Raw genomic sequence first — 22495 nt, 5'->3', positions numbered from 1 at the left:
CCTCATCGTGAGGTGGCGTCACGGCACGGTCAAATCCACTTCCGTGAGTATTCAACGGGTCCGGTCCGGATTCGTTCGCACACCCTTCGCCAAGCGCCTGCCACCTGCGGGTTCGTGGAGCCGCGGCTCCTTCGAGTCGTCCGGTTACCGTCCCATGGAAGCGTCAACTCCCGTGGGTTGTGGCCCGGGACACATTCCCCCAGACGTATCCGCTCCGACCAGCCCGAATAAACAAGCACCCGTCGGCCTCGCGGGCTCGTCAATGAGTCGTTCAGTAATTCCTTGCGCGGCCCCTGTTGGCTATTGGCTGCCCCCTCCTGCGAATGTCCCCGCACCACCCGCCCTCGCACGATGCGAAAAGGAGAGACCGCAGTGGAACACCCCCGCAGCGCAGCACCCCCGGCCGCCGCTTCCTATGACCTCGAACTCGTCATTCCCGCCTACAACGAGGAACACCGCCTCGCCCCCACCGTGCTCGCCCTCGCCGAGCACTTACGCGGCATGCCCCTGACCACCGCGCTGCGCGTCGTCGACAACGGCAGCAGCGACCGCACGGCCGAGTGCGTGGACCGGCTCGCCGCCTCCGGGATTCCGATCACCGTCACCGGCTGCTCGCGGCGCGGCAAGGGAGCGGCTGTGGCCAGGGGAATGGTCACCACACGGGCCAGATGGGTCGGGTTCTGCGACGCCGACCTCGCCACTCCCGCCACGGCCATCGACGACGCGGTCGAGCGCTTGTGGGACGGCTGGCAGGTGGTCATCGGGTCGCGTCGCTGCACCGGGGCGCGGATGCCGGTTCGTCAGCCGGCCCTGCGGCGGCTGGGCGGGGCCGGGTTCCGGCTGGCGACGCGGCGGTTCTCGGGGCCGGTCAAGGACACCCAGTGCGGGTTCAAGTTCTTCCAGGCGGAGGCCGCGCGGCGGATCTTCGCCGACGTCACCACCACCGGCTTCGCCTTCGACCTCGAGGTGATCGCCCGGGCCCGTGACCTTGAGCTGAGCCTGACCGAGTTCCCGGTCGTCTGGAGCGATCAGGGGGGCTCCAGCTTCCGGCCGTTCGCCGACGGCCGACGGGTGGCCGGCGAACTGTGGCGGCTGCACCGGACCATGCACGACCTCCCGCCCCGGGCCGTCCACCACTCTCTCTCTGCCGCCCGTACCCTCGGGGAGGCGGGATGAACCCGGCGGACTTACGCGCCGTCCTCCCTGCCACCGGGGACTGGCAGGATCGTCACGTCGTCGTGTGCAACTGGCGCGACGGCCGTCACCCGCAGGCGGGCGGCGCGGAGTTGTACTGCGAGGAAGTAGCCCGTCAGCTCCATGACGCGGGCGTCCGCGTCACCTACCTGACCTCCCGCCCCCGGGGTGCCGCCCGGCGCGAGGACACCGGTCACGGCACAGTCGTACGCGGCGGCGGCCGGTTCACGGTCTACCTGTTCGTTCTGCTGTGGCTGCTGCGTCACCGCCGGACCGTGGCCGGCGTGATCGACTCGCAGAACGGCATCCCCTTCTTCACCCCGCTCGTGCTGCGCCGCCGCACCCCCGTCGTACTGCTCATCCACCATGTCCATCAGGGCCAGTTCGCCTTGTGGTTCCCGCGTCCGGTCGCCGGTATCGGCCGTTGGCTGGAGGGGCGGGGGAGCGGCCTGGTCTACGGGCGGCGGGCGGTGTGCGCCGTCTCGCCCTCCACCCGGGCCGAGATCCGCCGGCGGCTCGCCGTGCGCGGGCCGGTCCACTTCGCGCCCGCCGGGCTCGAACCCGCCCCGCCACCGGTGCCCCGGCCACGGCGCCGGGCCGGGGCACCGCGCATCGTCTGCGTCGGCCGGCTCGTCACACAGAAGCGCGTCGACCGGCTCGTCCGCGCCATGCCCGCCCTCCGTCTCGAACTCCCGGGCGTCGAACTGCACATCGTCGGGGACGGCGAGGCACGCGAACCACTGCGCGCGCTCGTCGACGAGCTCGGCGTCGGCGACAGCGTCGTCCTGCACGGCCGCGTGCCGGCGGAGGATCGCGACGCCCTTGTCGAGTCCGCGTGGATCACCGCGACCACTTCGCTCGCCGAGGGCTGGGGGCTGTCGGTGATGGAGGCGGCGGCGGCCGGGGTACCCGCCCTCGCCTACGACGTCCCCGGCCTGCGCGACACCGTCCGCCACGACGTCACCGGCTGGCTCCTGAGCCCCGACGACGACCTCGCCTCCGGCCTCGCCAAGGCCCTGCGCACCGTCGAATCACCGCAGGACGCCGCCCGCTGGGAGAACGAGTGCCGAGAATGGGCGGCCAGGTTCGGCTGGACGGCCACCGCCTCCCACCTCCTGGCGGCGCTCACCGCCGAGGACGGCCGACTGCGCAGGACCGGCCCGGGGAAGGCCGCCGAACGGCGCACCCTCACCGACGCCTGCACGCTCGTCAGCGCCCCGGCCGAGATCCTCGAACGCGCCGATCTCGCCGCCCTGCGCACCACGGACCTGATCGACCTCACCGGGCCCCGCCCCGGAATCCTGCTGCTCGGCGCCGACGAACGCGACGCCGAAGCCGTCCTGGCCCGCATAGGCGTCGACACCGGCGACGAACGAGTGTCCATCCGCCTCGCCCGCCACCACGACATCCTTGGCTGGCAGGCCCACCCCCCTGCCCGGGCGCGGCGGCATGAACCGGGCCGCCGCCGCGCCATCACCTGGGCCGCCCTCCTCAGCGCTCTCCTCGCCCTCGCACTCGCGGTGCGGCTGGCCGGCATAGGCCGCTCGTACGACGTGTTCGTCGACGAGCTCTACTACACCGCCATCAGCCGCCACCTCGCCGACGGTCAAGGTCCCGTTTTCGACGGCCGGTTCTTCGCCCTCCACCCGCCCGCCCTCTTCGCCGTGCTGGCCGCGTTCATGCGTCTCACCGGCCAGGCCTCCGGCGACCTGCTCCACCAAGTGCTGGACCTGCGGCCCGTCGTGGCCGTCACCGGTGCGCTGACCGTCGTCGCCGTCACCGTGCTGCTGCGCCGCGCGGTGCGCGCCCCGCTGGCACTGGCCGCCGGGCTGTTCCTCGCGCTCGATCCCTTCCTCAACCGCTTCGACAGCCGGGTCATGCTCGAGGCCCAGGCCACGGCCGCCTCCGCGTTCGGCATGCTGGTGCTCGCCCGTACCCCGGCCGACCCACGCGGTCGAGTCGCGGCCGGGGCGGGCGCGGGGTTGCTGTTCGCGCTCGCGGTGACCACCAAGGAACCGTACGCGCTGGGTACGTTCGTGCCCGTCACCGTGCTGGGCCTCGCCGCGCGCGGCGAGGTGCGGCGGATGCGGCTGACCGCGGCCGCCGTCACCGCCGCCGGGTACGCGGTGTACGTCGTGACGACGGCCGCCACCGGCAACTGGGCGGCCTGGTGGGCGCAGAAGACCGACGGGATCGCCCGCGCCCTGGGCGTCAAGCAGATCAGCGGCTTCAACAGCGCTGACGGATCCGTGGCGTTCACCGACCGGCTGCTGGTCCAGCTCGGTCAGTTCGCCGTTCCTTACGCGCTGATCGCGTTCGGCACCGCCGCGACCGCGTGGCTGCTGTGGTGCCGAGTCCGGCGGCCGCAGATGTTCGCCGGCAGCCCGGGGCGGATCCTGATCGCGGCGTGGGCGGCGTGCACGCTGCTGCACCTGATGTACGCGGTGGCGGTGGGCACCCTCGAGGAGCAGATGTTCTACCCGCTGGTCGTCACCAGCACCGCCGCTCTCGCGCTCGCGGCCGACGTCCTTCTCCGGGACCGGGCCATGGCGATCAGGACGGTCGCCGTGCTCGCTGCTCTCGCCCTGACCGTGAACGCCGTCGTCTGGGCGCGCGTCCACACCCGTCACGACGACGCTCTTCGGCGGACCCTGACCTGGTCCCGTACGCACCTGCCCGAGGGCAGCGTCCTCGCGGCCACCGACGAGGGCACGTCCTTCGTCCTGCCCGGCGCCCGGCTCGCCGACTGGCGGACCACGGCCGACCTGCGCCGGGACCGCGTCGACTACCTCGTGCTGTCCACCGAACTGGCGAAGCAGGGGTACGCGCGGATCGGCCCCGGGCTGCCCCCAGTGCTCGAGCGCGAGGCCCGGCTCGTCCACAGCGAGCCCGGCAGGACCGTCGGCGCGCTGCGCGTGTACGACGTCCGGGCCCTGGTCGCCCGCTCTGGAAGGGCGGGGTGACGATGGTGACGACCACTGCTCCCGCCGTACTCCCGAAGAAGACGGGGACGGTCCGTGGGGCTCTGCCTCTCGCCCTCTCCGCCGTGCTGGTCGGCGCGGGAAACTACGGCCTCTCCCTGTTCCTCGTCCACCGCCTGGCCGCGCCCGACTTCACCGTCTACGCCGCCGTCTCCTCGGTACTGCTCAGCGTGGGCACGCTCGCCGGTGCCACCGTTCCCTGGGTGCTGGCCCGCGAGGTCGCCGACAGCGCCCCGGGCAGCGCACGACGGTGGATGGCGGTGCGTACGTGCCTGTGGCTGGCGCTCGGCCTGGGCTTCCTGACGGCAGCCGCGGCGTGCGGGGCTGTGGCCTCGTATGCCGGGCCGGGCCCGCTCGCCGGGCTGGCGGCGGCATGCGTGATGCTCTGGCTCAACTCGGTGGGAGCCGGTTATCTGCAGGGTCTCGAGCGCTTCGCCGGCCTGGCGGCGCTGCGGGTCGCCGAGGTGGCCGTCCGTATCGCCGCCACCGTCGGGGCCGTCGCGGCGGGGTGGGGGAGTGCCGGGGCCATCGGCGCCTTCGCCGCCGGCGCGGGGGTCACGGCCGCCGCCGGGCTCCTCGCCCTGCGAGGGGAGCCGGCAGCGTGTGGGCCGGCCGAGCCGGCCCCCGGCCACCACGGGTTGTGGCGGCACGCCGCCGCCATCGGCGGCATCCAGGTCCTCACCTGCGTGCTGTTCACCCTGGACGTGGTGGTCGCGGTGGCGGTGCGGGGCGGCTCGGCCGAGCTGGCGCCGTACCAGGCGCTGCTCGTTCTCGCCCGGGTGCCGCTCTTCCTGTCGACCGCTCTGGCCACCGCCGTCTTCCCCCGGCTCGCGGCCGGGCCTTCCCACGAGGCACGTGATCGCTTCCGCACGGCGCTGCGACTGCACTGGATCACCGGAACCGCTGTCACCGTCACCATCGCCACCTGCCCCGACGCGGTGGTGGGGCTTGTGCTGCCCCGGCACTACACGGCTTCGGCCGTGCTGATGCCACCGCTGGCCCTGGCCGGGTTCGCGGGCGCCACGATCGTCCTGGCGACCGTGGTGTTCCAGGCCTGGGGCCCGGCCCGGCCGGTCGTCGTCACGCTGGCCCTCGCCTGCCTGATCGGAGGTGCCGGCTACGGGCTCACCGCAGCTCGCCCACTGGCCCTGGCCTGGTGTTCGGCCGCCGTGACCTGTGCTGTCGCGGTGGTGGCGGTTCGGCGGGCGCGGCGCCGGGTCGGCGGACTCGGACCGGTCGCAGGGGCTGCCGGGCCGCTCCTGGCGGGCGGCGTCGCCGCCTGTGCGCTGCTCACCCTGCGGCCGTACCCCCTGCCGTGGGCCCTCGCGGCACTCGCCGTGCTGGGCGGCGCGGGCCTGGCCGCCCGCACCCGACCCCGCCGCCCCGGCCCGTACCGCGTGCTCCACCTCGGCTTCGAGGACCCGCGGCGGCCCGGCGCGGGCGGCGGATCGGTCCGTACGCACGAGGTCAACCGACGGCTGGCCGCGCGCGGCGTCGAGGTGACCGTCGTCGTCGCCCCCTGGCCCGGCGCCACCGAAACCGTCCGTGACGGTGTTCGCTACGTACCTCTGCCCGCACACCCCGGGCCGCTCGCCCGCAGCCGTTTCACCTCCCAGATCGCCTACTTCGCGGCGATCGTCACGCGCCTGCCATGGCTGACGCGCCGCTACGACCCGGACGTCGTGGTGGAGGACTTCGCAGCCCCCTTCTCGTCCGTCTGCGTCCCCTACCTGACCCGCAGGCCGGTCGTCGGGCTCGTGCAGTGGCTGTTCGCGGCGGACAAGGCCCGCGAGTTCCACCTGCCCTTCGGCGCCGTCGAACGACGCGGCCTCGCCTCCCACACCACACTCCTCGCCGTCAGCGACGACCTCGGCGCCGAGCTGCGCGGACGCAACCCGGCCGCCCACGTCGAGGTGATCCCCAACGGCGTCGACCGGGCCGCGTTCACCCGCCCCCGCGTCGAACGGGGCGATCACGTGCTCTACCTGGGCCGCCTCGAGACGACCTCCAAGGGCCTGGACCTGCTGCTGCGCGCCTACGCGCTCGCCGCCCCCCGCACCACCGCTGCCCTGCACATCGCCGGCGACGGCCCCCACGCCGCCACCGCCCGCGCCCTGGCCGACGGGCTCGGCATCGCCGACCGCGTCCGCTGGCTGGGCCGTGTCGACGGCCCGGCCCGCTTCGACCTGCTGGCCTCGGCCCGCCTGGCCTGCGTGCCCAGCCGCCAGGAGACCTTCGGCATGGTCGCCGCCGAGGCCCTGGCCACCGGCACCCCCGTGCTGGCCTTCGACATCCCCCGCCTGCGCGACCTGGTCACCGACGACGTGGGCGTGCGCGTCCCGCCCGGCGACCTCGACGCCTACGCCACCGCCCTCACCACCCTCACCCGTGACCCGGCCCGCTGCGCGGCGCTGGGCGCGAAGGGGCCACCCACAGTGGCCCACCTGGACTGGGACCGGATCGCCGCCGCGCAGCTCGCGGCCTACCACCGGGTCACCCCGGGCATCCGGCCCCCGCACGAGGCACCCGTCACCGACGGGTGACCACTCACCCACAGAAGAAGGAAGCAGAGACATGGCATTCCACATCGCTCAGGGCAACCCGAACCCGCAGGTCCTGCAGCCCGGGGCCAACGCCTCGTTCGCGATCGAGGTGTACGTCGACGGCGACCCGGTCGGCCCCGGCGAGATCATCCAGGTCAAGCTCCCCGATGGCCTGGTCTTCCCCCCGACCGGCGAGATCCGCTACATGAACCTGGACTCCGGCATCAACCGGCCGCTGCCGATCGAGAGCCGCGACCCCAACGGCCGACTCGTGCGCTTCAAGGCCGAGGCGATCGGCAACAAGCCGGAGGGGTTCTACTCCGTCAACGTCCAGGCCCTGCCGAACGCCACTCCAGGTGACCGCACTGTCACGGACGGCCTCATCATAGGCGCCACCACCTCGAAGCTCAGCTTCCGCGTCAGCGCTCCGCAGCCGGTGGAGCGTCGGGTGTACGGAACCATCGGGGCCAACGCGAACATCATCTCGGGCTCCGGGTTCACCGCGGTCTGGGGAGGGACCTCGACCTTCACGATCACGTTCACCAAGGCCTTCACCTCGCCGCCCGTCGTCGTGGCCACCTCGGCGCAGGGCAGTGCGACGGCGATCGTCACCGTCGCGGGCGTGTCCACGACCACAGCCACGATCTACACCGCGAGCACGAGCGGGACGTGGGGACGCCTGCCGTTCCACTTCATCGCCATGGGCCTCGCGGCGCCCACGGCATGACCGCACCCGTGGCGCTCGCGGTCGAACGTGTAACCGGATCGATGCCATCCGACCTCAACCGTCGAGCGCCTCGGTGAGTCTTCACCTCCAGTAGGCTTCCTGGCGTGCGCCGATGCGGCGCACGCCGGGAAGCAGATCGTTCAACGGGAGGAACCGGCGTTGCACATCCAGGAGTGGCTCGAGACAGTTCCGGCGATCGTCGTCTACCTCCTGGTGGGCGGGGTCATCGGGCTGGAGAGCCTGGGCATCCCGCTTCCCGGTGAGATCGTCCTCGTCAGCGCCACGCTGCTCGCCGCCACGCAGGACCACATCAATCCGTACATCCTGGGCGCGTGCGCCGTCGCGGGCGCGATCATCGGCGACTCGATCGGCTATCTCATCGGCCGCAAGGGCGGCAAGCCGCTGCTGGAGTGGCTCGGCCGCAAGTTCCCCAAGCACTTCGGTCCGCACCACGTGGCCACCGCCGAGCGGTCGTTCCAGAAGTGGGGCATGTGGGCCGTCTTCGTCGGCCGTTTCATCGCTCTGCTGCGGATCTTCGCCGGCCCGCTCGCGGGCGTGCTGAAGATGCCGTACTGGAAGTTCCTGATCGCCAACGTCCTCGGCGGCATCGTCTGGGCCGGCGGTACGGTCGCGGTGATCTACTCCGTGGGCAAGGTCGCCGAGGAGTGGCTGAAGAAGTTCTCCTGGCTCGGGCTGGTCGCCGCCGTGCTCTTCGGCCTGGGCTCGTTCGTCGTGATGCGGATCAAGGCCAAGAAGGCCGGGGACGCACAGGCCGCCGCGGAGCCGGCCGGACGCCCCGCCGAGACCGAGGCGGTCGCGGCGGACTAGGCGGCACTGCTCCTCGAACCACGGCAGGGCACGCGAACGGCCCCCGGCTCCGGCCGGGGGCCGTTCGCGTGTGATCTTGGCCCCACGCGGGCGTGGCGCCGGTGTCCACCCACTACCGTGCCCTGCAGCAGGCCGGTACGGGGTGAGGAGAGGGTCATGGGGGAGCGGGCGCTGATCGCCGGAGTGGGCGGCAAGGAACCGGACGTCGACCCGGAGGCCTTCACCGCGCCGACCTCCGTCGTGCTCGGGGACGTCACCCTGGCGGCCGGCTCGAGCGTCTGGTACCACGCCGTGCTGCGCGCCGACTGCGGCCCCATCGTCCTCGGCGCCGACAGCAACATCCAGGACAACTGCACCGTCCACGTCGACCCGGGCTTCCCCGTGACCGTCGGCGAGCGGGTGACGGTCGGGCACAACGCCGTGCTGCACGGCTGCACGGTCGGGGACGACGTCCTGATCGGCATGGGCGCCACCGTCCTCAACGGCGCCACGATCGGGGCCGGCTCGCTCGTCGCCGCCCAGGCGCTCGTCCCGCAGGGCATGGACGTGCCGCCCGGCTCGCTGGTCGCCGGAGTTCCCGCCAAGGTGCGGCGGCAGCTCACCGACGAGGAGCGCGAGCACATCAGGATCAACGCCGCGATGTACCTGGGCCTGGCCCGCGACCACCGCGCGGCGCTCGGCGGCTGACCGCCGGGCCGGATCCCCCCGGCACTCCGGACGGCCGGGGGAGCGCCCCGCCGTACCCGCTGTTACCTCGGCACACCCTGGCGCGCCGCCCGCCGGCCCGCCATGAGCATCTCGTTTCCCGTCCGACCTGCGGTCGACACCCCTTGCGACTCCTCGCGCCTGACGTGCCGTCAGGACGTCCCGCAGCTCTCGGAAGGGATGATTCCATATCTCTCACGGTCATGACCCCGTCACCTAAACAGGCCATCGTTCTGGCCGTTTTTCCAGCCAACGGAGAGGTTTGGGCGCTGTAGCGTCCATGATCCGCCGTCCGACATGGCAACCGGACGTATCTCCATCCATCGGTGTTCACCTGATGTTCAGGTGACATTTGCGGTTTGTTCATCCATTCGTTGACATCACGCCGGTGGCGGGTTCATGATCCAACGCGCCGAACCGTACTTGTGCTGTCAAATGACCTCTCTTGAACGAAAGTTGTGGCAATGGACGCGAAAGCCCTCCTGTTGCTGGTCCGTGTGGGCTGCCTGCGCGAGCAGGCGCTGTCCTCGTGGGCCGCCCGGACGGATTTCGGACTGGCGGTCGCGGAGAGCGCCACCGCCGCCTACCTCAGGCTGGCGGACCAGCAGATTCCGCTCTCGCCGGAACGCCCTGCCGAGGAGGTGTACGAGGCCTGCCGCGCCGCGCTGGCCGCGGCTCCGGGCGAGAAGGGCGTCATCGGCTTCCTCGACTCGACCCTGCCCCTCGTGGCGCGGCTCGCCGAGGAGTTCGGCCTGCCGGGCTGCTCGCCGAGCACCCTGAGCAACCTCACCGACAAGACCTGGGCCCGTGAGCGCTTCGCCGCGTCCGGAGTGCCCGGGCCGCGCTTCCGCGTGCTCGACGCGGCCGTCACCGCCACGGCGGACCGGCAGGCGGCGATCGCCGGCCTCGCCTTCCCCCTCATCGTCAAGCCCGCCGACTCCTCGGCGGGGCGCGGTGTGGTGCGGGCCGGCGACGCGAGCGAGCTCGACGCGGCCTGGGACGCGGCGGCGCCGTTCACCAAGACCGGCAGCCTCCTCGCCGAAGAGGAGCTGATCGGTGAGGAGATCAGCGTCGAGACGGTCACCGTCGACGGCCGCACGGTGGTCGTGGCCTGCACCGAGAAGCTCAGCACCCGTGGTGAGGCGTTCGTCGAGCTCGGTCAGGCCATGCCGGCCCGTCTCGGCGGCGGCCTGGACCAGGAGGTGCGCGACATCGCGGCCGCCGCGCTGAAGGCCGTCGGCTACGACCACGGCATCGCGCACACCGAGATGATCCTCACGGCCGACGGCCCCCGGATCATCGAGGTCAACCCCCGGCCCGCCGGCGACTGCATCCTGGACCTCATCCGGCTCGCCGGCGGGGTGGACGTCTACGGCATCGCGGCGGATCTCGCGCTCGGCCGGCCGGTCGACCTCGACGCCCTCGAGCGGACCGCGTTCACCTCGGGCGCGGCGATCCGCTTCCTCACGGGCGAGCCCGGCGTCGTCCGCCGCATCGACGGCGTCGCCGAGGCGTCGGCCCGGCTCGACCCCGCCCGCGAGCGGCTCGTCCTGCTGACCCGGCCCGGCGACGTCGTCGAACCGGTCACCACCAATCTGCACCGCCTCGGCTACGTCATCACCGTCGGGGACGACACGGCGTCCGCCGTCGAGCGGGCCGAGCGCATCGCCGCGACGGTCTCCGTCGTCACCTCCCCGGCGGCCCCCGGCGAGCCGCCCGCCCGCCGCCTGCCCAGTTCCGAGTGCTGGACCTGATGACCACCGGCATCCCGACAAGGACTCCCATGCAATCTCCTGACTCCTACTGGCTGGCCACCGGCCCGGAATGGACCACCGGCGGCGCGGCCTTGCCGCGACGCACCGGCGTCTGCGTGCTCGGTGCCGGCGTGATGGGCTCCACGCTCGCGTACTGGCTGGCCAGGGCCGGGCAGCGGCCCCTGGTGCTGGACCGCAACCCCGCCCCGGCCATGGGCTCCTCGGGCCGCAACGCCGGACGGCTCATCCAGGGCGGCAACGCCCAGCACGCCCTCGCGATCGAGAAGTTCGGGCACGACGAGGCGCTGGCCATCTACCGGGCCACCCTCGTCAACCGGGACCTGGTGCGCGAAGTCGCCGCACGCGAGGGACTGGAGGCGACCCGCTTCCCCACCACGAAGCTCGACCTCGCCGTCACCGAGGACGAGGCCGCCGAACTCGAGCGGACCGCCGGGGCGCTGCGCGCGGACGGCATCGCCGCCGACTGGCTGGACCTCCCGGCGGCGCGCGAGGTGTTCGGCACCGACCTCCCGGACACCGTCCTGGGCGGGCTCCACCGGCCGGACCAGGACGCGGTCCACTCGGTGGCGTACGTCCGGGGCATGGCGGACGCGGCCGCGCGCCACGGCGCGGAGTTCGCGTGCGGCATCACGGTGACGTCCGTGGAGCCGGCCGCCGGCGGCGGATGGCTCGTGACCACCGACGCCGGCCAGGTGATCGCGGACCAGGTGGTCGTCGCGCTCAACGCCTGGACGCCCCGGCTGCTGCCCGAGCTCGCCCCGGTCATCACCCCGGTGCGCGGACAGCTGGTGCAGACCGCACCCGTGTCCTTCCGCATTCCGCAGTGGGGGCTCGACCGCGGCCTGCTGTACGGCGGTCAGACCCCGGACGGCTCGCTGCTCATCGGCGGTCTGCGCAACACCGTCCCGGGCCGTGACGAGGGCATCGACCTGCCGGAGGACGGCAACACCCCGGCCTTCTCCCCGGAGCTGGCCGATCGGCTGGCCGAGGCGCTTCCCTCCCTGCTGCCCGAGGCCACCGGCGTGCCGGTGGTGCGCGCGTGGAGCGGCGTCATGGCGTTCACCCCGGACCGCTGCCCGCTGGTCGGTGCCTGGCCGGGCGCGGACGGTCTGTGGGTGATGGCCGCGTTCAACGGCCACGGCATGCCGTACTCGCAGGTCATGCCGGAACAACTCGCGGAGCGGATCCTCGGCGGCCGGGGGGACGGCATACCCGCCGCGTTCGACCCCGCCCGCTTCCTCTGAGCAGGAGCCACCATGTCACAGTCATCAACGCTTTTCCCGGCCTCCGTCGCCGGAACCCGGAGCACGAGCCGGCACGGCGGCGCTCCTCTCCTGGTGATCGGCGCGGGTCCCAAGGCCGTCGCCCTCGCGGTGAAGTCGAGCGTGCTGCGCGCCGTCGGCTTCGACGTCCCCGAGATCGTCGCCCTCGAGCGCGACCGCACCGCCGCGAACTGGCTGGCGGGACGGGGCTGGACCAATGGCAGGCAGCGGCTCGGCACCCTGCCCGAGAAGGACCTCGGCTTCCCGTACGACTGCACCACCTGGGGAGAGTCCCACGATCCGGTCACGGGTGAGATCGCCCAGCGGATGGCAGGCTTCAGCTGGGCCAGCCACCTGCAGGACCGGGGGCTGTACGCGCGCTGGATCGACCGCAGCCGGCCGCAGCCGAGCCACCGGGAATGGGCCGACTACCTGGAGTGGGCGGCCGACCGGTCGGGCCTGCGCACGGTCACCGGGGAGGTCCGCGCCGCCGAACTGCGGGGCGGGGACTGGGCGCTGACCGTCGACGACGGGGCGGACCGCTTCGCGGTGCACGGCTGCGGCCTCCTGGTCTCCGGACCGGGCCCGGCCGCGGGCGTCCTGCCGGCCGACGGCGCCCGGGTGCTGGACACCGCGGGCTTCTGGAAGATGGCCGTCGAGGGCTTCCCGGACTGGGCCGAGACCGTGGTCGTGGTGGGGGCGGGCGAGACCGCCGGCACCATCGTGCGCGAACTCGCCCTCGGCCAGGACCGCAAGGTCACCGTCGTCGCTCCCCGGGCCACGCTCTACAGCCGGGGCGAGAGCCCCTTCGAGAACCGCTATTACAGCGACCCCACCGGCTGGGCCGGCCTGTCCGAGACGGACCGGCAGGAGTTCATCCGGCGCACCGACCGCGCGGTCTTCTCCCAGGAGGTGCAGAGCGACCTCGCCCTGACCACCAACGTCTCCTGGGAACCGGGCCGTGTCGTCGGTACCCGCCCCGCCGACGGCCAGGTCGCGGTGGAGATCGCCTACGGCGAGCAGCAGCGGCTCCACCGCGCCGACCTGGTCGTCGACGCCACCGGTGGCGACCCGCTGTGGTTCACCGGGCTGCTCGGTCCCCTGGCCGAGGAAGCCCTGCGGGCCGCGCTCGGCGGGGCCGTGACCCGTGAGCGGATCGAGCGGTCCATCGACTCCTCCCTCGCGGTGCCCGGCCTGCCCGCCCCCCTGCACCTGCCGAACCTGGCCGCCCTGGCGCAGGGCCCGGGCTTCCCCAACCTGAGTTCCCTCGGCCTGCTCTCCGACCGGGTGCTCGCCCGGTACGTGCCGGACGTGCACGCCGACGACACCGCGGTGGCCGAGGCCCGCTCCGGCAGCCGCACGACCGCACGGGCCGGCGCACCCGGCTCGCACCACCTGGACACCTCGGGAGCAGCACAGCGATGACCGCATCTTCACCGGCCGCCCGCCTCGTCGAGGACGCCGACTTCGTCCAGCTGCTCTTCACCGACATCGCCGGACGCCTCAAGACCCTGGAGATCCCCGCCGCCCGCTGGGCCGAGGTGCGCGACGGGGGCTGGACCCTCGACGGGTCCGTGGTCCTGGGCTACGGCGACCCCGAGCACAGCGACCTGCGGCTGGTCCCGGACCCGTCGACGTATGTGCAGCGGCCCTGGACCACTCCCTCCGGGCGCACCGTCGGCATGGTCTTCTGCGACATCCAGGACACCGCCGGCCGGCCGTTCGCCGCGGACCCCCGCGCGGTGCTGCGGCAGGCGGTCCGGGCGTCGGAGGCCCGCGGGCAGCGTCCCGTCTTCGGAGTCGAGGCCGAGTTCTACCTTCTGCGGCCCGGAGCCCCCGGCACCGCGGGCGAACCGGCCGACGGCGCCGGCTACTGGGACCTGAGCGTGGACGAGGAGGCCGACGAGGTCTGCCGGGACATCGCCGAGGCCCTGGCACGGATGGGCCTGACCGTCGACGGGCACCACCACGAGGTGTGCGCGGGCCAGCGCGAGCTCGTCTTCCGCCACGGCGACGCGCTGTCGACCGCGGACCGGCTGCTGCTGCTCAAGCACACGGCACGGGTCATGGCCCGCCGCCGCGGCCTGACCGCCGTCTTCATGCCCAAGCCCCTCGCCCATCTCTACGGGAACGCCCTGCACGTGCACGTCTCCCTGGAGGGCACCGAGGCGTCCGCCGAGGCGCTGTTCCACGACGGCACCGACCCGGACGGCATGTCCGCGCTCTTCCGCGGCTCGCTCGCCGGCGTCCTGGAGCACGCGCCGGCGCTGACGGCGCTCGGCAACCCGACCGTCAACTCCTACAAGCGCCTCGTTCCCGCCTCCGGCACTCCGGTGCACCGCAGCTGGGCCCGGCACAACCGGTCCACGGCCTTCAAGGTCGTGGGGAACAACGCGGTACCGCGCTCCGTCCGCCTGGAGATGCGCAGCCCCGACCCGTCCGCCCACCCCCACCTGCTCTTCGCGGGTATCCTCGCCGCGTTCGCCGACGGCCAGGACCGCGACCTGAAGCTGCCCGAGGCGTGCGAGGAGCCGGCCGACCAGCTGACCCCGCGGGACCTCGCCGCGCGCGGCATCCTCGCGCTGCCCACCGACCTGCCGTCCGCGCTGCGGGCCCTGGAGGAGGACGGCACCGTGCGCGGGGCCCTGGGCGACCTCGCCGCCGACGCCCTCGTCCGCAACTCCCGTGCCGACTGGGCGTCGTGGCACCGCCTCGTCACCCCCTGGGAGATCGAGCGGTACGCCGACTCCGTCTGACCGCCACCAGCACCCGTACACCCCCACACCGAGGACTCTGCATGCACATCACCGTCGAGACGACCGAAGGCCCCGCCGCCGTTCCCTCCCCCGAGCACCGGTGGACCGCGCTGTTCTTCATCACCGAGCCGGGGATCGGCGAGGTCCTTCCCGAGCTGGCCGGCTGCACGACCGGCCTGTGCACGGTGCGCGACAACGCCGCCCGGTTCGCGCGGGCCGACGTCCGGGTGCTGGGCGTCAGTGCGCACGCCCCCGGCCATCTCGCCGAGTTCGCGCAGACCCGCGACCTGGGCTACCCGCTCGTGGGCGACGGCGAGCTGACGCTCGGCCGGGCGCTCGGCGTCGCCGAGGTGACGGCCGGCGACCGCACGCTGTTCGCCCGCGCCGCGGTGATCCTCGACCGGGCCGGCACCGTACGGGCCCTGCTGCACCCGGTGCCCGACCCCGAGCGCCACGCGGAACTCGTCCTGGACAAGCTCGCCGAGCTCGAGGCCGACGAGAGCGACCGTGCCTGACCCGACCGCCGCGCGGGGCGGCCGGATCCGGGCACTGCTGCCGGCTCCCGGCGCGCCCCGCGCGCTGGCCCTGTCCACCCTCGTGGGCCAGACCGGCAGCGGCCTGTTCCTGCCGGTCAGCGCGCTGTTCTTCACCCGCTCCGTAGGGCTCGCGCCCGCCAAGGTCGGCCTGGGGCTCGCGGTCTCCGGACTGATCGGGCTGGCCGCCGCCGTCCCGATCGGGCGGATCGCGGACCGCTTCGGGGCGCGGGGCACCTACGCGGTCACCCTGCTCGGCCAGGCCGTGGCCACCGCAGCGTTCTCCCTGGTGCACTCCCTGTGGGCGTTCGCCCTGGTCAGTACGGTCGCCGCCCTCGCGCAACGCGGAGGCAACGCCGCCCGGGGCGCCGTCATCGGGAACGTGGGCCAGGGCGAGGAGCGGGTGAGGCTGCGCGCCATGCTCAAGTCGGTGACCAACACCGGCCTGAGCCTGGGCACCGCGCTCGCCGCCCTCGCCCTGGCCGCCGACTCGCGTGCCGCCTACCTCACGGTGATCTTCGTCAACGCCGCGGCCTACGTGGGCGCCGCGCTGCCCCTGCTGCGCGTCCCGCCCGCCGAACCCGCCGGACCCACCGGCGGGGGACCGTCCAAGCCGCCGCGCCGCGCGGTGCTGCGCGACCGCCCGTACACCCTGGTCACCATCCTGTGCGGGATCACCAGCATCCATTACGACGTGCTGTCCCTCGCCCTGCCGCTGTGGATCGCCGGGCACAGCAGCGCCCCGCAGTGGAGCATCTCCGCCGTCATCATGGCCAACACCGTCCTGGTGGTCCTCCTCCAGGTCCCCTTCTCCCGGGGCACGGGCGAGGTGCCCGCCGCGGCCGCCGCGGTACGCCGCTCCGGCTGGGTGCTGTGGGCCGGCTGGGCGGTGATCGCCTGCACCGCCTTCGCCGGCTCCGCGCCCCTGGCCTTCACCCTGCTGGTCGTCGGCATGGTGCTGCACACCGCCGGTGAACTGTGGCAGTCGGCGGGCAGCTACGGCCTCAGCTACGAGCTCGCACCGGCGGGTTCGCACGGCGAGTACCAGGGCTTCTTCTCCCTCGGCCGCGGCACCACCGCGGCGCTGGCCCCCCTTGTGGTCACCACCGTGTGCCTGGCCGACGGGCCCGACTGGCGGCCCGTCTCCGGATGGCTCCTGCTCGGCCTCGTCGTCGCGGCGGCCTCCGCCGCCGTACCGGCGGCCGCCCGCCGCGCCGAACGCGCCGCCGCCTCCCGGTCCGACGCCCCGGACCCCACCCTCGCCCCTCTACCCGTACGGGAGTCAGCATGACCGCCTTCGCGTCCGCATCCGCGGCGCCCGGGCCGACCGGAGCACGACAGCGGGGCCCCTCGGTCCTGGTCCTCGGCGGCGGCACCCGGCTGCCGAAGGCCCTGCGGGACCACGGCATGTACGTCGTCTACGGCGGTACGCCCGACGAGTTCACCCCCGCGCACCACGACGCCTGCGACGAGGCGTGGCTGCTCACCGACGGATCCGAGGACGAGTGGGTCCGCAGGGCCGTGGCGATGCACCAGGTCCTCCCGCTGCGTCGCGTGGTCACCGTGCGGGAGCGGTTCCTGACGGCCGCCGCCCGGATCGGTGACACCCTCGGCCTCGGCGGGAACCCGCTGGAGACCGTACGGATCCTCAAGGACAAGTCGCTGATGCGGCAGCGCGCGGAGTCCCTCGCGGACGCGGGCGCCGTGCGGGCGCGGGTGATGCGCACGCCCGAGGACGTGGACGCGTTCGTGGCCCGGGTCGGCCTGCCCGTCGTCCTCAAGCCGCGGGACGGCTCCGGCAGCGCGGACATCTCGATCGTCCGGGACGAGGACGCCGTCGCCCACGCGCGGGCGCGCGTCGGCGACCTGCCGGGGGTGATGCTCGCCGAGGAGTTCCTGGACGGACCGGAGTTCAGCGTCGAGACGTTCACGGATCGGGGGCGGCACCGCGTCCTCGCCCTGACCGAGAAGTTCACCGGGGCGGGCGCCGTCGAGATCGGCCACGTCGTCCCCGCCCGGGTCGGCGCGGAGGAGCGTGCCGCCCTCGAGGAGGCGACCCGCCGGTTCCTCGACGCCATGGGCTTCGTCGAGGGGCCCGCCCACACCGAGATCATCCTCACGGCGAACGGACCCCGTGTCGTCGAGTCGCACAACCGCCCCGGTGGCGACGGCATCGTCGACCTCGTCCGCCACGTCCTCGGCGTGGACATCCGGGACCTCCTGGCGGCCCAGATCGCGGGCGTCGAACCCCCCGCCCCGGCCGAGGACCCGGCAGGCGCCGCCGCCACCTGGTTCCTGACCGCCGCCCCCGGCGTCGCCACCGAGGTCTCCGGCTGGGAAACGGCCGCCCAGGGGCCGGGCGTCGTGGCCGTCGCCCCCGGCACCCGGGTCGGGGACACCGTGTCCCCCCTGCGCGGGTCCGGCGACCGGTGCGGCTCCGTGACCGCGGTGGCCGCCACGGCCGACGAGGCGCTCGACCGTGCCCGTGGCGCGCTCGCGCACGTCACCCTCCGCACCACCCCCTCGTCCCCGCACAGCACCGAGAGCCGAGAAGGCCGATGACCGCCGCCCCGCCCACGCTCCTCGCCCGCAACGCGCTGACCGAGCGCTATCTCGGATCGCCCGCCGGCACGGCCGCCGTGTGGCCCGATTCCCCGGACCCGGCGCGGCTCGAGGCCGTGCACGGAGCGCTCGAGGACCGCTTCCTGACCCGCCCGGCCTTTCTGGAGGCGGTGGAGGTGGAGCGGCTGGAGAGCGATCTCAACGGCGTGCTCGACCTGCTCTTCTCCCTGCCCGACCGGCTCTTCGACGGCGACGCGCACGCCTTCGCCGCCGCCGTGGGACTGCGTCCCGAGCAGGCGCGGATCGCCCTGCGGCCGCCCGTACCCGAGCCCGCCCGGATCGGCCGCGCGGACCTCTACCACGACGCGACGGGCTTCCGGCTGCTGGAGTTCAACATCAGCAGCGCGCTCGGCGGGTTCGACACGCCCGAGCTCAACCGGCTGCTGCTGGAGGACGAGAGGCTGGCCGGCTTCGCGGCGAGGGAGGACCTGAGGTTCCCCGACGCCGTCGGCGCGCTCGCCGATCTCCTCCGCGCGACGGCGAGGAACGCCGGATGCGACGGGGACACTCCCACCGTCGCGCTCATGGACTGGTGGCCCGGGTACCGCAAGACGGAACCCAAGATCCGCGCGCTGGCCGCGCTGCTGGAGCGGTACGGCGTCGAGGCCGTCCCCTGCCACACGGGCCAGGTGCGGGAGAGCGGCGGCCGGATCACCGTCGACGGCCGCGCCGTCGACGTCGTCCACCGCTATTTCACGCTCGGCGAGCTGACCGCCGACGCCGCCTCCCTCGCCCGGGCCGAGGAGCTCCTCGACGCCTTCGCGCGCTGCGGCACGCCGGTGGTGTCCCCGCTGCGCACCTCCATGCACGGGAACAAGCGGGCGCTGGCCATGCTGTGGGAGGAGCGCTGCCGCAGCACCTACGAGCCGGCCGAGAAGGCCCTGGTGGAACGGTTCCTGCCCTGGACCCACGAGCTCGGGGACGGTCCCGCCGAGGTGCGCGGCGAGGAGGTGGACCTGCTCGCGTACTGCGCCCGGCACCGTGAGGACCTCGTCATCAAGCCCTCGCACGGCCTCGGCGGCGTCGGCACCGTGCTCGGCCGCAGCGTGGGCGAGCAGGAGTGGGCCGACGCCCTGGACCAGGCGGCGCGGGGCCGGTACATCGTGCAGGAGCTCGTCACCCCGTACCCCGAGGCGTTCCCCGGCCGGAGCGCGGACGGGCCCTCCTCCTGGGCGCTCAACTGGGGCGCCTTCCTGATCGGCCGGCGGTACGCCGGAGCCTTTCTGCGGGGCCTGCCCACCGACCGGGCCGACGTGATCTCGTACGACAACAAGGCCTACGCCGGCTGCGTCTTCCAGGCCGGCCGCCCCTGACCGCGGCTGAGCCGGCCCCCGGGCCGGCTCAGCCCGTCGCCAGCAGGACCGTGCCGACGAGCGCCAGGCCCGCGCCCGCCGCCTGGACCGTGCGCAGCCGTTCGCGCAGGACGCCGCGGGCGGCGAGGGCGGTGACCACGGGGTAGAGCGAGGCGAGGACCGCGGCCACCGTGACGGGGCCGTGGTTCGCGGCGATGGAGTACGTACCGTTGGCGGCCACGTCCGCGAGGCCGACGAAGGCGAGGGCGGGCAGCGCCGAGCGGATCGCGCTCCAGCCCTCCTCGGGCAGGGCGGGGTTGCCGCGGCGCACCGAGGCCCAGAGCGCGCCGCCGCCCACCACGACGTTGCACACGCGCTGGACGAACAGGGCGAGGAACAGCCCGGTCAGGTTGTGCGAGGCCTCGGCTATCAGCGCCATCACGGAACCGAAGCCGAAGGCGGCGACGAGCGTGAGCACCAGGGTCTGCCGCTGTACGGGCGCGCCGCCCATCCCGGGGCCGCTGGCGAGGACGACGCCGGCCACGGCCACCGCGATGCCGGCGAACTGCAGGATTCCGGGCCGCTCGCCGAGGACGAGGCCGACGCCCAGCGGCACGGCGACGCCGCCGAGCGCGCCCAGCGGCGAGACGACTCCCATCGGGCCGAGGGCCAGCGCCCGGTAGAAGGCGAGCATGGCCGCGGGGCCCACGACGCCGGCCGCCACCGCGTACCAGAGCTGGGGCCCGGCCTCCGACCAGCCGCCCGTGGCGACCACGATCGCGCCCAGGGCGCCCACGGCCAGCAGCTGCGAGACGAGGACCACGGTCAGGGCGGGCATGCGCCGCGTGAGCAGCCCACCGCCGAAGTCGGCCAGCCCCCAGAGGAGGCTGGTGGCCAGGGCGAAGACCGGTGTCATGGGGAGAACCTCGCAGTACAGTGTGGTGGCCGGTGGGGTCCACGCCACCGTAGTACACCCTGCTCGACTATCACCAATAATATTTTGGACTGGACGGATCGATTCACGTGACGGACCTCGACCAGCTCACGCAGTCGCTCGCCCGCAACCTCAAGCGCTGGCGCGGTGAGCGCCACTTCACCCTCGACGCCCTCGCGGCCCGCTCGGGGGTCAGCCGCGGCATGATCATCCAGATCGAGCAGGCCCGTACGAACCCCAGCGTCGGCACCACGGTCAAGCTCGCCGACGCCTTGGGCGTCAGCATCACCACCCTCCTCGACTACGAGCAGGGCTCGCACGTCCGGCTCGTACCCCAGGAACAGGTGGTGCGCATGTGGTCCACCGAGGCCGGCAGCCACACGTCGCTGCTCGTCGGCACCGATGTGCGCGGACCGCTCGAGCTGTGGGACTGGCGCATCATGCCCGGCGACGACAGCACCTCCGACCCCCACCCGGCGGGCACCGTCGAGATGCTGACCGTACGGTCCGGGCGGCTGACGCTCGTCGTCGACGGCGAGGAGCACGAGGTCCCGGCGGGCACCTCCGCGACGTTCGAGGCCAACACCCCGCACGCCTACCGCAACGACGGCACCGAGCCCGTCGAGATGACGATGGTCGTGGCCGTCCCGCCCGCCCGCTGACCGCTCAGGCGGGCCGGGCCCGCCCGGACACGTCGAGGGAGAGCGCCATCGAGTGCTCGGCGAACCCCAGGCTCCGGTAGAGGCGTTCGGCGTCCGGCGTGGCGTGGAGGTCGACGCGGGTGACCCCCTGCTCGGCGAACCAGTCCAGCAGGGCCTCGGTCGTCGCGCGGGCCAGTCCGCGCCCGCGGTAGCGCGCGTCGGTGCACACCGTGAAGACGAACCCGAACCGCCCGGTGGGGTGCCCCGGAGCGGGCAGCCGCTCCTCGACGCGCCCCACCGCACAGGCGGCCAGATGGTGCCCGCCCGCCTCCGCCGCCCCGTCCACGACGAAACCGCCGAGGCCCGGCCCGTCCGCCGCGAGCTGCCGCCGGGCGATCTCCACGGCGTCGCGCTCCCATGCGCCGGGGGAGTCCCGGCCGTCCATGTCGGCGAACATCAGCCTGCGCAGCCGCACGATCTCGGCGGCGTCCTCGGGCCGGGCCCGGCGTGTCGTGATCATGAACCGACGCTAACGCACGGCCCGCCGGGCCCACTTCGCCCCCCGGTGCTCGACGCCCCCCGGTGCTCGGCGCCCCCCGGGTGCTCAGCGCAGGCGGGGGATCTCGATCGCCGGGCAGCGGTCCATGACCATCAGCAGGCCCGCGTCGCGGGTGCGTGCGTACGCCTCCTCGTCGATCACGCCCAGCTGGAACCAGACCGCCTTCGCGCCGATGCCGGCCGCCTCGTCGGCGACCGCGCCGGCGAGCTCGGAGCGTACGAAGACGTCCACGACGTCGACGGGGAAGGGAATCTCGGCGAGCGAGGCGTACCCCCGCTCGCCGTGCACCGTCTCGGCCTTGGGATGCACCGGCACGACGCGCTTGCCGTACCGCTGCAGGACCGCGGCCACGCCGTGGGCCGGGCGGCGCTCGTTGGACGACAGACCGACCACGGCCCAGGTGTCGCCGGTCCCCTCGATGATCTTCCGGATGATCCCCGGTTCTGCGTACATGCCCGCTCAACGACCCGCCCGGCCCGACCATTCCCAAGATCCGGAGAGGATTTAGGCTGGCGGGATGCAGGAGTACCGGACGGTCGCGCGCGAGGGCGTGCACGAGATCGAGATCAACAAGTCGCGCTTCATCTGCGCGCTCGCACCGGCCGCGACCGAGGAGGAGGCGCAGGCCTTCATCGCGCGCATCCGCAAGGAGCACCCGACCGCCCGGCACCACTGCTGGGCCTACGTCATCGGCGCCGAGGGCTCCGTGCAGAAGGCGAGCGACGACGGCGAGCCGGGCGGCACGGCGGGCGTCCCCATGCTGCAGATGCTGCTCCGGCGCGACATGCGCTACGTCGTCGCCGTCGTCACCCGCTACTTCGGCGGCGTCAAGCTCGGCGCGGGCGGCCTCATCCGGGCGTACGGAGGAGCGGTCGGCGAGGCCCTCGACACCGTGGAGACGGTGACCCGCCGGCGCTTCCGGCTGGTGACCGTCACCGTCGACCACCAGCGGGCGGGAAAGCTGGAGAACGACCTGCGGGCCACCGGGCGGGCGGTGCGCGAGGTGAGCTACGGCGAGGGCGTACGCATCGAGGTCGGCCTGCCCGAGGCGGACCTGGCGGCGTTCCGCTCCTGGCTGGCCGACGCCACGGCCGGCACGGCGGTCCTCGAGCTCGGCGGCGAGGCCTACGGGGACGCCTGACC

Annotated in this window: 19 protein-coding genes; 16 read left to right on the top strand and 3 right to left on the bottom strand. The window is 73.6% G+C overall.

The features are described 5' to 3' along the window. Positions 1-372 precede the first annotated feature (372 nt). The 14 genes from AB4K12_RS29430 to AB4K12_RS29365 all read left to right on the top strand — a co-directional run bounded on the left by AB4K12_RS29430 (position 373) and on the right by AB4K12_RS29365 (position 19239). Entirely contained in the window at positions 373-1176 is an 804-nt protein-coding gene (locus AB4K12_RS29430) for a glycosyltransferase (RefSeq protein ID WP_368437670.1), read from the top strand. Further along, on the top strand, positions 1173-4157 hold the full coding sequence (locus tag AB4K12_RS29425; RefSeq protein WP_368437668.1) for a glycosyltransferase: 2985 nt from the start codon (positions 1173-1175) through the stop codon (positions 4155-4157). The genes AB4K12_RS29430 and AB4K12_RS29425 overlap by 4 nt, the downstream gene beginning before the upstream one ends. Before the next feature lie 5 nt (positions 4158-4162). Beyond that, positions 4163-6718 carry a glycosyltransferase gene (locus AB4K12_RS29420; RefSeq protein WP_368437666.1) on the top strand — a complete coding sequence of 852 codons (2556 nt, stop codon included), beginning with the start codon at positions 4163-4165 and terminating at the stop codon, positions 6716-6718. A gap of 31 nt (positions 6719-6749) precedes the next feature. Beyond that, complete coding sequence (locus AB4K12_RS29415) at positions 6750-7445, top strand: hypothetical protein (RefSeq protein ID WP_368437664.1); 696 nt, start codon at positions 6750-6752, stop codon at positions 7443-7445. A 159-nt stretch (positions 7446-7604) separates the two neighbouring features. Next, positions 7605-8273: a DedA family protein gene (locus AB4K12_RS29410; RefSeq protein WP_368437662.1), complete on the top strand. Its 669-nt coding sequence runs from the start codon at positions 7605-7607 to the stop codon at positions 8271-8273. A 156-nt stretch (positions 8274-8429) separates the two neighbouring features. Then, positions 8430-8960, top strand: a complete 531-nt coding sequence (locus tag AB4K12_RS29405; protein ID WP_362254859.1) for a gamma carbonic anhydrase family protein — start codon at positions 8430-8432, stop codon at positions 8958-8960. Positions 8961-9442: 482 nt separating this feature from the next. After that, positions 9443-10732, top strand: a complete 1290-nt coding sequence (locus tag AB4K12_RS29400; RefSeq protein WP_368437660.1) for an ATP-grasp domain-containing protein — start codon at positions 9443-9445, stop codon at positions 10730-10732. Positions 10733-10761: 29 nt separating this feature from the next. Next, positions 10762-11997 (top strand): NAD(P)/FAD-dependent oxidoreductase, encoded by a 1236-nt coding sequence (locus AB4K12_RS29395; RefSeq protein WP_368437659.1) that lies wholly within the window; start codon positions 10762-10764, stop codon positions 11995-11997. A 12-nt stretch (positions 11998-12009) separates the two neighbouring features. After that, a complete protein-coding gene (locus AB4K12_RS29390; RefSeq protein WP_368437657.1) occupies positions 12010-13440 on the top strand; it encodes a SidA/IucD/PvdA family monooxygenase in 1431 nt (476 codons plus the stop codon). Next, a complete protein-coding gene (locus AB4K12_RS29385) occupies positions 13437-14771 on the top strand; it encodes a glutamine synthetase family protein (RefSeq protein WP_368437656.1) in 1335 nt (444 codons plus the stop codon). The genes AB4K12_RS29390 and AB4K12_RS29385 overlap by 4 nt, the downstream gene beginning before the upstream one ends. A gap of 41 nt (positions 14772-14812) precedes the next feature. Further along, entirely contained in the window at positions 14813-15286 is a 474-nt protein-coding gene (locus AB4K12_RS29380) for a redoxin domain-containing protein (RefSeq protein ID WP_368437654.1), read from the top strand. Continuing rightward, positions 15279-16595, top strand: a complete 1317-nt coding sequence (locus AB4K12_RS29375; protein WP_368437652.1) for an MFS transporter — start codon at positions 15279-15281, stop codon at positions 16593-16595. Before AB4K12_RS29380 ends, AB4K12_RS29375 begins: the two co-directional genes overlap by 8 nt. Continuing rightward, positions 16592-17866 carry an ATP-grasp domain-containing protein gene (locus AB4K12_RS29370; protein ID WP_368437651.1) on the top strand — a complete coding sequence of 425 codons (1275 nt, stop codon included), beginning with the start codon at positions 16592-16594 and terminating at the stop codon, positions 17864-17866. Before AB4K12_RS29375 ends, AB4K12_RS29370 begins: the two co-directional genes overlap by 4 nt. Then, a complete protein-coding gene (locus AB4K12_RS29365; RefSeq protein ID WP_368437649.1) occupies positions 17863-19239 on the top strand; it encodes a hypothetical protein in 1377 nt (458 codons plus the stop codon). The genes AB4K12_RS29370 and AB4K12_RS29365 overlap by 4 nt, the downstream gene beginning before the upstream one ends. 28 nt (positions 19240-19267) lie before the next feature. On the opposite strand, the gene AB4K12_RS29360 is transcribed toward AB4K12_RS29365, so the two are convergent. Beyond that, entirely contained in the window at positions 19268-20134 is an 867-nt protein-coding gene (locus AB4K12_RS29360; protein WP_368437647.1) for an EamA family transporter, read from the bottom strand. Between the two features lie 107 nt (positions 20135-20241). Between AB4K12_RS29360 and AB4K12_RS29355 the strand changes: the two genes are divergently transcribed. Continuing rightward, the gene (locus AB4K12_RS29355; RefSeq protein ID WP_368437646.1) at positions 20242-20814 is read left to right on the top strand and encodes a helix-turn-helix domain-containing protein; all 573 of its coding nucleotides are present in this window, start codon (positions 20242-20244) and stop codon (positions 20812-20814) included. Between the two features lie 4 nt (positions 20815-20818). On the opposite strand, the gene AB4K12_RS29350 is transcribed toward AB4K12_RS29355, so the two are convergent. Both AB4K12_RS29350 and AB4K12_RS29345 read right to left on the bottom strand, forming a co-directional pair. Next, positions 20819-21313, bottom strand: a complete 495-nt coding sequence (locus AB4K12_RS29350; RefSeq protein WP_086571638.1) for a GNAT family N-acetyltransferase — start codon at positions 21311-21313, stop codon at positions 20819-20821. An 84-nt stretch (positions 21314-21397) separates the two neighbouring features. Further along, entirely contained in the window at positions 21398-21805 is a 408-nt protein-coding gene (locus AB4K12_RS29345) for a CoA-binding protein (protein ID WP_368437644.1), read from the bottom strand. 64 nt (positions 21806-21869) lie between these two features. Here AB4K12_RS29345 and AB4K12_RS29340 point away from each other — a divergent pair, with 64 nt between their 5' ends. After that, complete coding sequence (locus tag AB4K12_RS29340; protein WP_207248322.1) at positions 21870-22493, top strand: YigZ family protein; 624 nt, start codon at positions 21870-21872, stop codon at positions 22491-22493. Positions 22494-22495: the final 2 nt, after the last annotated feature.

The sequence above is a fragment of the Streptomyces sp. C36 genome (genome assembly GCF_040932295.1).
In the GTDB taxonomy this organism is placed as follows: domain Bacteria; phylum Actinomycetota; class Actinomycetes; order Streptomycetales; family Streptomycetaceae; genus Streptomyces; species Streptomyces triculaminicus.
Note: the sequence above shows the minus strand (reverse complement) of the source record. Positions and strands in the feature narration are given on the sequence as shown.